The organism is Luteimonas sp. KH_071 (assembly GCF_057838005.1).
The window spans coordinates 681,544-697,528 of the sequence record NZ_CM174458.1 but is presented as its reverse complement, the minus strand read 5'-3'; the positions used below and the strand labels follow the sequence as shown (position 1 = coordinate 697,528).

Sequence of the window (15,985 nt, the reverse complement as noted above, 5' to 3'; positions counted from 1 at the left end):
GCTCAGCGCACGGCGTGTGAAGTGGGGGCCGGCAGGCCGTGACGGGTGCGCCACGCCGGCAGGTCGCGGTCGAGCAGGCGCTGCGGCCAGGTGCCGTACCAGGCGTAGCCGCCGCGCCGCTCGCGCGACATCGCGTCGAGCGCGGGCACGACGACGCCGCCCCGGTCCACCAGCAGCGGCTGCTGGCGCTCGAGGTCGTAGAAACGGGCCCACAGCACGGCGCCGGGCTGCGCGCGCAGGCGTGCGTCGGCGGTGTCGCCACGGCCGCTGCGTTCGAAGGCGAGATCGGCGAGCCCGCGGGCGCGGAACCAGATCTCGGCCGCGTCGACGGCGGCGACCAGGCGCGGCGACGGTGACGGCTGGCGCAGCAGCAGACGCACGATCGACACCGACTCGCTGCTCGCCAGCGACGGCAGCTCGTAGCTGCGCGCGGTCGCGGGCTGCAGCGTGTCGGGGTCGTACTGGGCGGCCCAGACCGTCGGCGTGCCGTCGAGGACCACCTGCAGATCGAGGATCAGCGCGAGCGCACGCGAGGCCGCGTCCGCGGCCTGGGGCCCACGCTCCGGCGTGAGCGCCGACAGCGGGCCGCGGGCGTCGGCGATGTCCTGCAGCAGTTCGACGACATGGACGATCGCGTCGTCGTTGAAGGTGATCTGCGCCCGGTAGCCCGACCGGTCGGGGTGGAACTGCGGCCAGCCGCCATTCGGATACTGCGCGCCGAGCAGGTAGTCCACGCCGCGGCGCGCAGCATCACGATAGGCGGGGTTGCCGGTGGTCGCGAAGGCCGCGGCGAGCCAGCGGATCTCGCGCGTGGTCGCGTTGTTGTCGATCGTCGCCTCGTCGGCGCGGTCGGCAGCATCCAGCGCCGCCTGGGCGGCGGCATCGAAGGGCCGGTCGTAGACGACGGCGCGGCCCGCGAGGTGTTTGGGCCAGCCGCCGGATGCGGTCTGCGCCGCGAGCATGCGCTCGGCGGCCGGCTCGGTGCGCGCGGGCCCGGCAGCCGGGGTCACGCCCGCAGAGAGCAGCAGGACGACGGACAGCAGCGCGGCCGGCACGGAACGGCTCATTCGAAGGGTCTCCAGTCGCCGAACAGCATGACGGGTGTCGGCAATGCGGGCGGCTCGCCGCCCCAGGGCGCATCGGGCAGAGACGTTCCGACCGATCCGCGGGTGTCGATCGTGCCGAAGCGCACGGTCGTGCGGGCGTCCGGTTGATCCCAGTCGTGCCAGCCCGGCTCGGGCACCGGGGCATCGAGCGCGCAATCGGCGAACAGCACCGCCGCATGCGGTCGCCAGGGGCGCCCCAGATAGACACGCGACACCCCGGCCGACACGCTGAGCCGGCACCGCCGGAAGACGAAGCCGTACGCCTGTCCGGACGGCGTGGACGCCGCGGTGACGTAGCCGTTACCGAGCGAATGCAGAGCGCAGCCCTCGAACAGCGCGGTGGCGGCGCCGAAGATGTAGTCCACGCTGCCCTCGATGCGGCAGTCGCGGAACCAGACGACGGCCCCGGGAGTGCGCAGATACAGCGTGTCCTGGTGGCCGAGCACATGGACCTGGTCGAACGCCGCCCGCGTGCCGTCCACCACCAGTGCGACCGCCTGGCCCACCGCGCCGGCATCGTTCTCGATCGTCAACCGTTCGGCGCGGAAATCGTCGCCGCGCACGAACATCGTCGCCGACCCGTAGGTGCCGTAGGCACGTCCCGTGCGCGGATCGACCTGCGACGCGGCATGGCCGTTGACCAGGACGGTGGCCGTGGATCCAGCACCGATCAGGGTGATCGGCGGCGAATCAGGCGGCACGTCGATGACGCCGCGCCACGTCCCGGCGGCGATGCGGATGCGCGCGGGCGCCCCGCCGGCGACGGCGGCGTCCACCGCCGTCTGCACATCCGCGAACGGGCCGTCGGCCCGTACCTCGAAATCGCGCACAGGCGCATACGGCGCCTGCGTCGCGCAGCCGACCAGAGCCGGCAGCGCGAGCATCAAGACACGCCCCCACGACCGCCGCCGGAGCGGCGGCCGCGGGCGACGTGGGGAGGCCTCAGAAACGGTAGCGTGCACCGGCGTAGTACTGGCGTCCGGTGACGGTGTAGCGGTCCGGCAGCATCAGGTCCGAGTCGACGTAACGGCGGTCCGGCGTGTCGAGCAGGTTGATGGCCTCGAACGTCAGGCTGAGCTTGCTGTTGATCCGGTACGACATGTTGAAGTCGACATTGCGCACGCTGTGTTTGCCGGTGACGTCGGCCGTGGCGAACTGGTTGCCATCGAGGTCGAACACGTTCTCGCGGCTCAGCACCTCACCGATGTAGCCGTCGCGGTAGCTGGTCGACACGCGGGCGCTGAAGCTGCCGTCGTCGTAGTACAGCGTGGCGTTGTACGAATTCGGCGACAGGTTGACCAGCTGGTTCTCGGTCACCGTGGTCACCACGCGCGTGTTGCTGCTGGCCGCGGTGCTGAACAGGTATTCGATCTCGGAGTCGACGTGCGTGTAGTTCATCTGCACGCCGAACTTGCTCCAGAAGCCAGGCAGGAAGGTGAAGGGCTGCTGGTAGGTCAGCTCCCAGCCTTTCAGCGGGCCACCCGGGGTGTTGTAGTAGCTCTGCACGTTGAACACGGTGTCGGCGGTGAACCCCGGCGGCAGCAGGTCCAGAGAATAGCCGAGCTCCGACCACGTGGTCAGCAGGCGGGTGCGCTGCACGTAGCTCTCGATGTCCTTGTAGAACACCGCGGCCGAGAGCAGGCCACCGTCGGCGAAGTACCACTCGGCGCTGAGGTCGTAGTTGGTCGAGCGGAACGGATCGAGCTTCGGATTGCCGAGGTTGATCGAGTAGAAGCGGCCGTCGTCGAAGAAGTTGGTCGGACCGCCGCTGACCGACGGCGACATGTAGGCCAGCGTCGGGCGGGCCATGGTCTTGGCCGCGCCGAAACGCAGCACCACGCTGTCGGCGACATCCCAGGACAGGTTGAGCGACGGCAGCACGTCGGTGTAGCTGTGGTCGACGGTGGTGCCCACGACGAACCGGTCGCCGGCGGCCGAGGTCGCGTTGGCGACGCCGAAGACCCGGGTGCAGTTCGCCTCGCCGCCGGTCGGGCACGGTGCCCAGCCCGAGGCCGAGATCTGGGTCTTGACCAGGCGCGCGCCGACGTTGCCGCGCAGCGCGCGATCGAACAGATCGGTGTTGAAATCGAACTGCGCATAGGTGGCCAGGCTGCGCTCGTTGACCTCGAAATTGTTGTTCGAAGCCCCGAAATGACCGACGCCGGCGAGGCGGTAGTCACCACCGGGCACGCCGTTGTCGGCATTGCTGTAGATGTTGAGCGCCTCGGCGATGCGGTCGAAATCCGGGATCAGCCACGAGGGCGGCATGCTGCCGTCGAGATTGCGGCCGAAGCCGTCGAGCGTGGTGCTGAGATCGCCCAGGGTCACGCCGGCCGGCAGCGCCTGCGGCAGGCGGCCGTAGCTGATGTGCCGGTATTCCTCGGTGCTCATGTCGTAGTCCTTCCACGCGAGGCCGGTGCGGAAGGTCAGACTCGGATTGACGTCGAACGCCAGGTCCACCTTCGCGGTATCGAAGGCGTTGCTGACGTAGTTCGGATTCAGGCGCACCTCGCTGATGTTGGAGCCGCGCGCGGTGCCGTTGCTGTTGACCGGCACGGTGCCGTAACCGAGCCACTGCCAGGCATCGGCGCTGCTGGTGTCGAAGGGGAAGGTCATGCTCGGCATCTCGGGATTGCCGCGCAGGTCGAGCACGAAGCCGTCGAGATTCGAATTGTCGAAGCTGACCATCGAGAACACCGGGCGCGAATAATCGGACGTCGAGCGGCCGAGCGTCGCATCTAGGCGCACCGCGTCATTGAAGCGGTGTTCGAGCTGCAGGCTGAACTGCTTGAACTCGGTCGACTCCTCGATCTGGCTCGATTCAGTGCGGAAGTCGACGTTGTCGAACACGCCGTACTGCAGACGGTTGCGGTCGTCCACTTCGGCCTCGCGCACGACGATCTGGGTCTTGCCACCGAGGTTGCCGGTGCGATGCAGGTTGGCGCCCAGTGAATCCTCGCGCTGGTCCTTGTCGAGCTTGGAGTACATCGCGTCGAAGCTCAGCAGCGTGTCGTCGCTGATGCGGAACTGGAACGCGCCAGTGACGCCGAGCCGCTCGATCTCGTGCTGCGTGCGGATGTAGCGCGGATAGCGCGGAATCCATGCGTTGGTCGCCGTCTCGTAGGCGGCGATGTTCTCGGGCGTGGCGGCCGGACGCGGCAGGCCCGTACCGCAATTGGCCGCGTCGACACCCCAGGTGCCGTAGCCGTTGTTGTTGTTGGGATTCGAGATCTCGCTGGCGACCGGGTTGCGCGGCGTCTGCGGGTTGTAGCCCAGCGGCGAGCAGAAGCCGTAGGTGCCGTTGTTGGTGGCCGTCGACTGGTTGGAGTTGCGGTGGTTGCCGTGCTCCCAGCGGACCGGGTTGTAGCCTTCCTCGAAGATCGTGCGCTGGCTGTAGGACGCCGACAGCAGCGCGCCGACACGGCCGTCGGCCCAGGTGTTGCTGATCAACCCGGACACGCGCGGATCGTTCTCGCGCGAGAGTTCGTTGTAGCCGAGCTGGCCGCTGGCGGATGCGCGGAAGCCGTCGAAATCGAACGGACGCGAGCCGCGCAGGTCGACGGTCGAGCCCAGCGAGCCTTCGTCCATCTGCGCCGACTGGGTCTTGTTGACCTTGACCTGGCTGAAGAGCTCCGAAGCGAAGGTATTGAAGTCGAAACCGCGCGAGCGGTTGACGCCGGCGCTGCCGCTGCCGGCGGTCGCCAGCGCCTCGAGCCCGTTGAGGCGCACGCGGGTGAAGTCGGACCCGAGCCCACGCACCGAGATGCGCTGGCCCTCGCCGCCTTCGCGGTCGATCGAGATGCCGGCGATGCGCTGCAGCGATTCGGCCAGGTTCTGGTCCGGGAACTTACCGATGTCCTCGGCGAAGATCGCATCGACCTGTTCCACGCTGTAGCGCTTTTCGTCGAGCGACTTCTGCAGGCTTTCGCGGTAACCGGTCACGGTCACGGCGGCCATGTCGACGGCGCGCTCCTGGTCCGTGGACTGCTGCGCCATCAAGGGCGACGAGAGGGCGACCGCAATACCGGCGGCGAGCAAGGTAACCGGTGTCTTCCGGCAGTCACGGATACGATCCATTTGCAAGCTTCTCCCCGAAACGAATGGTGTGTGCTGTCTGCGGGAGGTCGCGCGCGGCGCCTCCTCTGGGCCATCAATGACACCGATGGTCATCGAGGCGCGTAACCTAACAGCGCATGCCGCGAGCGACATCTTGCAACGCAACAAGACGGCAGCGGATGCGCGCGTTCAAAAGCGCGATTCCGTGCATGTGCCGCATGCGTTCTGCGACGCGTATCGCAGCGCAAAAAAAAAGCCGGAGCGTCGCCGCTCCGGCCTCTTCGTTGCGTCACGCATCGCAATCAGAACTTGTAGCGCAGTCCCAGCAGGTACTGGCGACCGGTCTCGCTGTAATCGAGCGGCAGTCGCGAGTTCGCGCCGACCCACGATTCCGACGGCTGGTTGGTCAGATTGATGCCTTCCAGGCTCAGCTCGATCTGCTCGCTGATCTTGTAGCGTAGCGATGCATCGAGCACCGTCGTGCCGTTCTGCCCGTGCACGTCGTCGGTGAATCCCTGCTCGACGCCGGGCACCTGGATCAGATAGTCGTCGCGGTTGGTTGCGGAGATGCGGCCGGAGAAGCTCTGGCCCTCGTAGAACAGCGTCGCGTTCCAGGACGTCTTGGACGAGCCCAGCAGCGAGGTGCGCAACGAGTTCGCGCCGGAGGCCGTCAGGTACTGGATCTCGGTGTCGACGTAGGTGTAGTTGAGCTGGAGCCCGAAATCGCTCCAGAAGCCGGACAGGAACGTAAACGGCTGCACGTAGTTGGCTTCGAAGCCCTTCAGCGGACCGCCCGGCGTGTTCAGCGGCACGGTGAACGCGAAATCGTCATTGACGCTTGCGCCGGTGCCATCAAGCAGACTGGCCGGCAGACCGCTCGACGCATAGCTGCGGATTTCGCGCGAGTTCTGGATCGTGGTCTTCAGGTCCTTGTAGAACAGGCCCAGACCGAGCATCGCGCCTTCGTCGAAATACCACTCGAAGCCCAGATCGGCGGTGTCGGCGCGCACCGGATCCAGCGCGGGATTGCCGCCGCTGACGGTACGGGCGCCGCCGCTTACGTTGACCGTCACACCCGGTGTCAGCGAGCCCAGCGTCGGGCGCGACATGACCCGCGCTGCGCCGAAACGGACCAGAAAGTCCGGCGCGACCTCGGCCACGAGATTCATCGACGGCAGCGTGTCGCTGTACTCGCGCGAGACCGTGGATGCGACTGCCGTGCCGGTCACCGTGGCGGTGCCGGTGGAGCTCTGCTTGGTGCGCACGTAGCGCACGCCGAAGTTACCCGAGAACGGAATCGAGCCCAGATCGGTCGAGAACTCACCCTGCAGATACACGCCGCGGTCTTCTTCCTCGACACTGCGGTTGTTCACCGGCCGGTCGAGCACGGCGAACGTACCGGTGTTGCTGTAGATGTCGAAGAAATCGGCGATGCGCTCGTAGCTCGGAATGACCCAGCGGCCCGGCGAACCGTCGATTCCGCTGAGCGCGGCCTGGCTGGTCAGATCCGTCGGCACGATGAGGCTGCCGTTGCCGAAGCGCGGCACGCTGATCTCCGAACTGCGGCGCAGTTCGCGCGTGGAGAACGAATAGTCCTTGGCCTGCACGCCGCCCTTGAGACGGAAGCCCGGGCTGATGTTCCAGTTGAAATCCAGCTGTGCGGTGTCGAACTCGTTCTCGACGTACTGCGGGCGCAGACGGATCTCGGCCAGCGTCCATCCATTCGGATCGAGCGGGTCGATGCCGTAGTTCAGCACCGGCTTGTAGGGATCACCACGATAGTCATAGCTGTAGTCGTCGACGTTGTACTTGTCCATGATGATCGTGGTCTGGATCGGGTTCTCGTGCACGGAACTCGAGGTACCAACCTTTCCGGACAGGGTGAAATCATCGGTGACATCGAACTTCCCATCGAGCGTCAGCTGCTTGAAGACCGTGTTCCACTCGTCGTGGCGGTTCTCCGAGCGGATGTCGACATTGTCGAAGAGGCCATAGACCAGCGCGCCATTCCCGTCGATCACACCGTCGCGGACGATCGTCTGCGGTTTTCCAGCGATGGGCTGCTGGACGCCGTTCAACCGGCTGTCACCACGACTGAACGAGATCGCCTCGATGTACTTCTCGTCCCGGACCGCGTCGATCTTCGAATACAGACCGTCGAGCGAGAACTCCAGGCGATCGGTCGGCTTGAACTGCAGCGAGGCAGTGACGCCGGTGCGCTTCTGCTCATGCTCCATCAGCGTGTAACGCGGGAAGCGCGGATGGAAGACGTTGGCGTTACAGGCGTTCGGGAATGGCGATGTATTGACAGGATTCGTCGGCGTCGGACAGCCGTTAAAGCGACCGTTGCTCTCGCCATTGGCCCAGCGGCCGCTTCCGCTGCCTTCCTCGAGCGCCTGCCGCTCGCTGTAGGCGACCGACAGCAGTGCGCCGAACCTGCCGTCCGCCCAGGTGTTGGCGATCAGGCCGGCGACGCGCGGATCGGCCTTGTTGGCCATGTCGCTGTAGCTCGCCTGGCCGCTGCCGACGATCGTCAGACCGTCGTAATCGAACGGGCGCGCGGTGCGCAGATCGACGGTCGCGCCGAGCGAGCCTTCTTCGACATCCGCCGATGCGGTCTTGCGCACGATCAGCTGCGAGAACAGGTCGGACGCGAACACGTTGAAGTCGAAGCCGCGGCCGCGGTTGGAACCGCCGCTCTGGTCGGACGCGCCGACGGTGGTCAGCGCTTCCATGCCGTTGATGCGCACGCGCGTGAAGTCCGGGCCGAGGCCACGCACGGTGATCTGGCGGCCTTCGCCGGCATCGCGCGCAATCACCACGCCCGGGATGCGCTGCAGTGATTCGGCGAGATTGAGGTCCGGGAACTTGCCGATGTCCTCGGCGACGATCGCATCCACCACGCCGGCTTCGCCGCGCTTGATGTCGAGCGCCTTCTCGACGCTGGCGCGGTAGCCGACCACGCGCACGACCTCCAGTTGGGTCGCGTCACCGGTGGTCGCGGTCTCTTCGATCCCGTCCTCTACATTGGTTCCGGCCGTCTGCGCAAAAGCGGGCATGGCCACCGCCTGCAGCGCGAGGGCGATACCCGCAGCCAGCAAGGTAACCGGTGTCTTTTTTGTACCGAACAACTGCGTCATGTCGTTCCCCTCCCAGGGTGCGAAGCGGTCTCGGCGCGTCTTGACTGCATGGACGCGCTTGCTATGGTGTTCGCCGGTGCCGGAATGACACCGCGGGTCAAACGCTAGCAGAGGCGATTCTGCAAAGCATGTTGCGCCGCCACATCCACTCGCCCGCTCCCCCGCCGGGCCCGATCGAAAGGCACTGCCACGATGGGCAAACGCGTTCTCTGTTTCGGCGAGCTGTTGCTGCGCCTGGGCGCCCCCGGGCGCGAATTGCTGCTGCAATCGCGTCATCTGGCCGTCCACGTCGGCGGGGCGGAAACCAACGTCGCGGTCTCGCTGGCGCGCTTCGGCCATGAGACGGCGCTTGCCGGTACGGTCGCCGCGAATGCGCTGGGCGACGGCGCATTGGGCGAATTGCGCCGTCATGGTGTGGATGTCTCGCGGGTCATCCGGGCCCCCGGTCGCATGGGCCTGTACTTCTTTGCCGCCGGCGCCGGATTACGGCCCAGCGACGTGGTCTACGACCGGGCCAATTCCGCGTTTGCGTGCGCTGCGCCGGCCACCTACGACTGGCCGGCCCTGCTCGAGGGTATCGACTGCCTGCACGTTTCGGGCGTCACCCCGGCAGTCGGCCCGAATGCGGCCGATGCGGCACTCGCCGCGGTGCGCGCCGCACGCGCCCGCGGCACGACGGTTTCGTTCGACGGCAATTTCCGTCCGAAACTGTGGGTCACGTGGAACGACACACCGGCGCCATTGCTGCGTGGCCTGCTGGCGGAAGCGGACATCGCCTTCATCGATCACCGGGATATCGATCTCGCGCTCGGCGTGGAGGCATCCGAGACCGGCGAACACGCCAGCGCCGAACGCACCCTGCAGGCATCCGCACGGGCGTTCGCCGCGTTCCCGCATCTGCAGTGCATTGCGTGCACGCAACGCACGGTGCACAGCGTGGACCGCCACGCGCTCGGCGCGTTGCTGGTGCGCCGCGGTGGCAGCGTGCAGCGGATCGACGCCCTGCCCGTCGACGCCATCGTCGACCGGATCGGCGGCGGCGATGCATTCGCTGCCGGCGTGCTGCACGGCGTGCTGTCGGGCCTGGACGACGCGCGCACGCTCGCGTTCGGCCTCGCGGCGGCGCGGCTGAAGCACAGCGTGCCGGGCGACTTCAATCTGGTCGGTGTCGCCGACGTGGATGCACTGGTCGACAGCGCGCGGCTCGACGTACGCCGCTGAGCGGGTTGTGACAGACCAACGCAAACGGCCCGCCATTGGCGGGCCGTTTGCGTTTCGGAACCTGCGCGGCGTCAGAGCTCGCAGAAGCAGTACGCGACCGCCTTGACCGGACGACCCGGCTGCGGGGTGATCACGCTTTCGAGCAGCTGCAGGTCCTGCTCGGCACGCGGGACCACGCGGGCCAGCATGCCGCGTGCGATATCGCTGTGGCCGACCAGCGCGCCGCCAAGACCGCCGCTGACGAACCCGGTCAGGAAACGCCCGAACGGGGTCGCGGTCCGCTCGACGTAGCGCGTGCGCCACTTGCCTTCCTCCAGCCCACCGAGCTCGGCAGCCTTGGCGATCGCCGTGCGCAGACCGCCGAGTTCGTCGACGAGGCCACGGTCAAGCGCCTGGGTGCCGCTCCACACGCGACCGCGGGCGACCATGTCGATCTCGTCCGCGCTGCGGCCACGCGCCTCGCCGACCTTGCCGATGAAATTGGCGTAGCCGCGATCGATGATCGCCTGGATCGCCTGCCCGGCTTCGGGCTGCAGCTCGCGGGTCAGATCGAACGCGCCGGCGAAGCGCGTCGTGCCGACGCCGTCGGTCCGCACGCCGATCTTTTCCAGCGTGCGCGGGAAGGTCGGCACCAGCGCGAAGATGCCGATCGAACCGGTGATCGTCGACGCATCGGCGTAGATGCGATCGGCGTTCATGCTGATCCAGTAGCCGCCCGATGCGGCGACATCGCCCATCGACACCACCACCGGCTTGCCTGCGGCCTTGAGCGCATCGACCTCGCGACGGATCTGCTCGGAGGCGAACACTTCGCCGCCGCCCGAATCCACGCGCAGCACGACCGACTTCACGTGTTCGTCTTCGAGCGCTTCGCGCAGCAGGGCCGAGGTCGACTCGCCACCGATCGTGCCCGGCGGCTGCTCGCCACCGGTGATGCCGCCTTCGGCGACGACCACCGCGACCTGGGCGCGACGGTCCGCAGCCGAACTGGCCGGCGACACGTGCGCGAGGAAATCACGCATCGAGACCTGGCGGAACCCGCCCTCGGCATCTTCGTCGGCGACGCCACGTTCGACCAGCAGGTCTTCGACCTCGCCACGCGTCTTCAGCCCGTCGACGAACTTCTGCGACAGGGCGTACTGCGCCAGATCGCCCTGCGCAGCTTCGATGCCCTGCGGCAGCGTGTCGACGCCGGCGTTGAGCGCCTCGGGCGTGGTGCCGCGCACCCTGGCGATGTCGGCGATGTGCCGCTGCCAGATGTCGTTCATCCAGTAGAGATCGGCTTCCTTGGACTCCGGCGACGCGCCGTCGAGGATGTAGGGCTCGGCCGCCGACTTGTACTCGCCGACCTTGAACAGGTGGACGTCCACGCCGAGCTTGTCTTCCAGCGCCTCGCGGTAGTACTGGCGGTAGCCGGCGAGGCCTTCGAGCATCATGCCGCCTTCGGGATCGAGATAGACCTCGTCGGCCTGCGCGGCGAGCAGATACTGCTGCTGTCCGAAATACTCGCCGAACGCGACGACCTGCTTGCCGGCCGCGCGGACTTCGGCAATCGCGTCGGCCACTTCGCGCATCGACGCGTAGCCGGAGAACGTCATGCGATCGGTGCGCAGCAGCACGCGTTCGATGCGGTCGTCGGTCTTGGCCGCTTCCAGCGCGCGCAGCACGTCGCGCAGCTGCACTTCGCCCACGCCGCTGCCGCTGCTTTCGGCCAGCGCGCGCATGAACGGGTCGGACCTGTACTGCTCGACCAGCGCGCCTTCGGGCGCGATGACCAGCGTGGTGCGGTCGAGCAGTGGCGACTGCCGCGAACTGCCGCCGACGATGGCGATCAGCACCAGCAGCGCGAACAGGAACAGCAGGCCGAAGAACAGGACATTGAGGATCAACCGGCGGATGAAATTCATCCCGTCCCAGATGCCGACAATGAAGCGCGTCAGCGGCGCGCGTGGCTGCACAGTACTCATGCGTGAAACGGCTCCATCAGAAAAAGTGTCGGGCGTCGGCCGCCGGCAGCGGTGCGGCCATGGTCCATCCCAGGGCGCAGCCTACCGGGCGCGGCAGGCCAATGCATGCGCCGGTCGTCACTGTGCCGTCGGATCCACGGTCGGCGCAGGCACGCGCCGGCTGCTGCGCAGGAATCGGGTGCCCAGCAGCACCGCGGCGACGGCCAGGCCGGCGATCAGGCCGATCCACATGCCCTTCGGTCCCCAGCCCAGGCCGAGACCAAGCGTGGCGCCCAGCGCCATGCCCACGCCCCAGTACGCGGCTGCGGCCAGGAACATCGGCACGCGGGTGTCCTTGAGCCCGCGCAGCGCGCCGGCCGACAGCGCCTGGATGCCGTCCGGAAACTGGAACGCGGCGGCATACAGCAGCAGCGAGCCGGCGAGCGCGGCCACCGCGGCGTCCTCGGTGTAGATCCCCACGACGTGATCGTGGCCCAGCAACAGCAGCACACCCGAAATCGTCTGCGTGATCAGCACCAGGGTCAGCCCCGCGAACCCTGCGCGGCGCACGCCGGCGCTGCCGAGACCGCGGCCGATCGCATTGCCCACGCGCACGGTCGTCGCCTCGGCCAGGCCGAAGGGCACCATGAAACACAGCGCGGCGACGTTGATCGCGATCTGGTGCGCGGCCGCCTCGATCTCGCCGAGCCGGCCGATCAGCAGCGCGGTCACGACGAACAGGCTGCCTTCCATCGTCACCGTCACGCCGATCGGCAGGCCGGTGCGCAGCAGCGCGCGGATCTCCGCCCAGCGCGGTGGATCGAACCGGGTGAACAGCTGATAGCGGGCGAAGCGCTTCGACAGCGCCAGATACAGCGCGAACGCGATCGACTGCATCCACATCATGATCGCCGACGCGACCCCCAGGCCGCCGGCGCCGCGCTCGGGGAACGGCCCCCAACCGAACGCGAGCGCATAGCCCATCGGCACCAGCACGGCGAGGCCACCGAAGCCGAACACCATCGTCGGCAACGTCCAGTGCAGGCCGTCGCTGAGATAGCGCATGCAGAAGTACAGCGTCAGCGCCGGCACGCCCCAGCGGATGCCGTGCAGGAACGCGGTCGCGCCCGGCACGATGTCCGGGGCGATGCCGAACGGGCCGAGCCCGGCGGCCAACGCCGTCAGCAGCCCGAACAGCGCCAGCCCCAGCCCCGCCGCCAGCCACAACGCCTGGCGGAACAGCGGGCCGACTTCGGCGTGGCGGCCTTCACCGTCGAGCTGCGACACCGACGGCGGCACCGCCATCAGCGTGCCCATCGGCACCATCAACGGCAGCCAGAAGATCGCCGTGCCCACCGCGACCGCCGCCAGCGTGGCGGTGCCGTGGTGGCCGGCGATGACGGAATCGACGAAGCCGATCAGGCCGGTAGCGACATGGCCGGCGACCAGCGGGGCCGCCAGAACGGCGGTGCGCCGCACTTCGTGACCGAAGGGCGGCGGCGTGATGATGGAAGACATGGGGCGACTCTGCGACTGCGGCCGCGCGTACGACGGATGCGTGCGCTGGCACCGGGGCGCGAAGGACGGGCATTCTAGCGCCACGCCGCGCAGGGGAGCGACACGCGCGGTGCGCCAGCCCCGTCTTTTTCCGTGTCCGCAGCCGCGCCGCTGCGGCCTTGCCAGGAATCCGTCCGCGCATGTCCCACGCCGCCCCGCCGTCACTGACGTCCGATCATCCGCACCCGTCCGCCTGCGAGAACTGCAGTACGCCGCTGCACGGCGATTTCTGTCACGCCTGCGGCCAGTCCACGCACAGCCCCGTGCGCCACGTCGCGCATGCGGTGGAGGAAGTGTTCGAATCGTTCTGGCATCTCGACGGGCGCATCTTCCGCACGGTGCGCGACCTGTTCGTGCCCGGCCGCATCGCCAACCGCTATCTCGCCGGCCACCGCGTGCGCTACGTGGCCCCGATGCGGTTGTTCGTGATCCTGACGCTGCTGACGTTCTTCGTCGCGAAGTTCGTCGTTCTCGACGCGATGCAGGCGCTCGAGCCTGGCCAGATGGTGCGCACCGACGATGTCACCACCGAATTCTCGCAGGCGCACACCATCGACGCCGTGCGGACGATGCGCGACGACGCACTCGCCGACATCGCCGAAACCCGGCGCACCGTGGGCGCGGTGCCGGGCGTGACGCCCCAGCTGGACATCGCGGAGGCGGAGGTGCGCGCCCATGCGGACGCGCGCATTGCGGAACTGGCAGCTGACGGCGCGCCGCAGGAATCTCCGGACGAGTCCCCAGCGCCCGCGCTCGCCGACTCTGCAGCGCCACCCGCCGAGACACCGGCCACGACCGCCACGCCGGTTGACACGGTGGCCACGTCCCGCGCGCCACCCACCGTCGGCGGCCCGATCGGCGAACGCATCGAGCGCAACGTCACGCGTCTGCGCGACGATCCGCAGCTCTATGCGCGCGCGGTGCTCGGCGTCGCCCCGACCGCATTGTTCATCCTGGTGCCGCTGTTCGCGGTGCTGCTCAAGCTGCTCTACCTGTTCCAGCGGCGGCTGTATCTCGAACACGTCGTCGTCGGCCTCTACAGCCACGCGGCGCTGATGCTGGGTCTGCTGCTGGTGTTCTGCGGCGCGCTCGCGATGCCCTGGCTGACCACGCATGCGGCGTGGGCAACCGGCGTCGTGGGACTGCTGCAGGCGCTGTTGCTGTGGGCGATGCCGGTCTATCTGCTGCTGATGCAGAAGCGCGTCTACGGCCAGTCGTGGCCATGGACACTGGTCAAGTTCGCCGTCATCGGCATGCTGTATTTCGCCTTGTTCCTCAGCGTCGCCATTCCGATGGCGGGCTACGCGTTGTACGCGTTGTAGCGTCGCGCTCGAAACCCTCAGGGCGTGCCGGTCACCCGGGCGCGCAACCACGCATCGCGCGTGTCGGCCGGCACCGCCAGCCATTGCGCGCGCAACGCGTCGCGTTCGTGCGGCGGCGTGCGTTGCGCGAGTGCGGCCAGATCGTCGCGCGCCTGCAACGAAGTCGCGCGCAGCGCGAGCAGCACCGGGACGCGTTGTGCTTCTGGCATCGCCGAGAACAGGGGATGCAGGCGCGGCCAGTCGACGCCGAGCACCGGGCCCAGCAGCCAGCCGCGGCGCAGGCTCAGATCGAGCTGTTCGAAGGCCAGTCGCAGTGCGCGCTGTTCGGGTTCTGGCAACGTGTCGAAATGCGCAGCCGCCCGCTGCAGCTGCATGCGCTCGGCGTGCGGCAGCGTGTCGGCCGCCTGCCAGGCGATCCGCCGACGCGCGCGTTCGGCGGCCGGCAGGATCTGCCATGCCGCCAGACGCGCCTGCAGTGCGTCGCGCTCTGCAGGCGTCATCCGCGCCAGACGCGCGGCCCGGGCTTCGAGTTGCGCGCGTTCGGCGGCCGGCAGCGTGTCCGCCTTGAGCGCAGCCGGCAGCGCGGCCTGCGCCAATGGCGCGGCGAGCAGCAGCAACGCGAGGCCGGCGCTGCACAGCACGCGCTCAGAGTTCGGCATCGGTGGTTTCCATGCCATCGGCGGCGTCCGGCACATCGTCGAGATGGGCGTCACGGGTGTCGTCGGTCGGGGTTTCGATCTGCGTGGACAGCCATGCATAGAACGCGGGGTCCTCGCGCCAGATCGCGGTGTCGGTCTCGGTCAGCAGTTCGAACTCGGGCGCGGTCAGCAGCGCGATCTCGTCGTCGTAGGTCGAGGCCGGCGCCTGCGCGTCGGGCAAGGCTTCGATCCGGATCGTCGTGTCGTCGTCGAGACCGCCACCCGGCAATGCATCGCGCCAGGTCCAGGCCAGCGCGCCCAGCATCGCGACCAGAACGACCGCCTGCGCCGGCCACAGCCAGCGCGCGCGCGTCCGCGCCGTCGGCGCGGCGGCCTCCGCCGGTGGCGGCGCGACGACCGCACGCTGCAGCGGAAACCGGCGCAGCGGCGGCACCTGGCCGCGCAGCGCCGCCTCGCGCAGACCGGCGAGGCGCGCCAGCCGGTCCGGCGGCAGCGCGCGGATGGCCGCCTGCGCGGCTTCCGCGATGCGGCGCCAGGCTTCCGGATCGGGACTGCCGTCCTCGCGATGCGGCAGGGCCCGCTGCAGGCCCAGCCGATACGTGGCCCGGGTCACGCCGAGCACCGCGGCCGCTTCGTGCTCCGGCAGTCCGGCCACCATCCGCAGCAGCACCGTCACCCGCGGACCACCCGACAGCCCCGCCAGTGCCGGCAGGCCATCGGCATCGTCGGGCAGCACCGCCGGCGCACGCAGCGCCGGCGAGGCCAGCAGCTGGGCCCAGAACCGGCGCGGCCAGTCAGGAAACGGGGTATTGGTCGCCAGCTGGCCGAAATCGGTCATTGCGGCCGCCAGCGCGGCATCACCGGTCTCGATGTCGCCGCTCTGCCACTGCGCGAACGCGGCCGCGCGCCGCTCCACCCCGCGCAGGAACGCAGCGACGGCGGAGGACATACCTGGGGGCGCTGACTGGGAGGGCGTGG

General features: G+C 68.5%; 10 protein-coding genes. 2 read left to right on the top strand and 8 right to left on the bottom strand.

Annotated elements, in window-relative coordinates; translation table 11 throughout:
- Positions 1-2: 2 nt before the first annotated feature.
- From pelA to AC3IRM_RS03240, 4 genes are all read right to left on the bottom strand, one after another.
- Positions 3-1,067 carry a pectate lyase gene (gene pelA / locus AC3IRM_RS03255; protein ID WP_489204842.1) on the bottom strand — a complete coding sequence of 355 codons (1,065 nt, stop codon included), beginning with the start codon at positions 1,065-1,067 and terminating at the stop codon, positions 3-5.
- Complete coding sequence (locus AC3IRM_RS03250) at positions 1,064-1,990, bottom strand: pectinesterase family protein (protein WP_489204841.1); 927 nt, start codon at positions 1,988-1,990, stop codon at positions 1,064-1,066. Before AC3IRM_RS03250 ends, pelA begins: the two co-directional genes overlap by 4 nt.
- Before the next feature lie 58 nt (positions 1,991-2,048).
- Complete coding sequence (locus tag AC3IRM_RS03245) at positions 2,049-5,183, bottom strand: TonB-dependent receptor (RefSeq protein ID WP_489204840.1); 3,135 nt, start codon at positions 5,181-5,183, stop codon at positions 2,049-2,051.
- Between the two features lie 281 nt (positions 5,184-5,464).
- Entirely contained in the window at positions 5,465-8,302 is a 2,838-nt protein-coding gene (locus AC3IRM_RS03240) for a TonB-dependent receptor (protein WP_489204839.1), read from the bottom strand.
- Positions 8,303-8,494: 192 nt separating this feature from the next.
- Here AC3IRM_RS03240 and AC3IRM_RS03235 point away from each other — a divergent pair, with 192 nt between their 5' ends.
- A complete protein-coding gene (locus tag AC3IRM_RS03235; protein WP_489204838.1) occupies positions 8,495-9,523 on the top strand; it encodes a sugar kinase in 1,029 nt (342 codons plus the stop codon).
- Positions 9,524-9,594: 71 nt separating this feature from the next.
- On the opposite strand, the gene sppA is transcribed toward AC3IRM_RS03235, so the two are convergent.
- Both sppA and AC3IRM_RS03225 read right to left on the bottom strand, forming a co-directional pair.
- Positions 9,595-11,490, bottom strand: coding sequence for a signal peptide peptidase SppA (gene sppA / locus AC3IRM_RS03230; RefSeq protein ID WP_489204837.1), 1,896 nt, complete (start codon positions 11,488-11,490; stop codon positions 9,595-9,597).
- A 117-nt stretch (positions 11,491-11,607) separates the two neighbouring features.
- Positions 11,608-12,987: an MATE family efflux transporter gene (locus AC3IRM_RS03225; protein WP_489204836.1), complete on the bottom strand. Its 1,380-nt coding sequence runs from the start codon at positions 12,985-12,987 to the stop codon at positions 11,608-11,610.
- A gap of 179 nt (positions 12,988-13,166) precedes the next feature.
- Between AC3IRM_RS03225 and AC3IRM_RS03220 the strand changes: the two genes are divergently transcribed.
- The gene (locus tag AC3IRM_RS03220; RefSeq protein WP_489204835.1) at positions 13,167-14,348 is read left to right on the top strand and encodes a DUF3667 domain-containing protein; all 1,182 of its coding nucleotides are present in this window, start codon (positions 13,167-13,169) and stop codon (positions 14,346-14,348) included.
- Positions 14,349-14,365: 17 nt separating this feature from the next.
- Here AC3IRM_RS03220 and AC3IRM_RS03215 read toward each other — a convergent pair whose 3' ends face one another.
- Both AC3IRM_RS03215 and AC3IRM_RS03210 read right to left on the bottom strand, forming a co-directional pair.
- Positions 14,366-15,007, bottom strand: a complete 642-nt coding sequence (locus AC3IRM_RS03215) for a DUF3106 domain-containing protein (protein WP_489204834.1) — start codon at positions 15,005-15,007, stop codon at positions 14,366-14,368.
- On the bottom strand, positions 14,994-15,956 hold the full coding sequence (locus tag AC3IRM_RS03210) for a hypothetical protein (RefSeq protein ID WP_489204833.1): 963 nt from the start codon (positions 15,954-15,956) through the stop codon (positions 14,994-14,996). Before AC3IRM_RS03210 ends, AC3IRM_RS03215 begins: the two co-directional genes overlap by 14 nt.
- Positions 15,957-15,985: the final 29 nt, after the last annotated feature.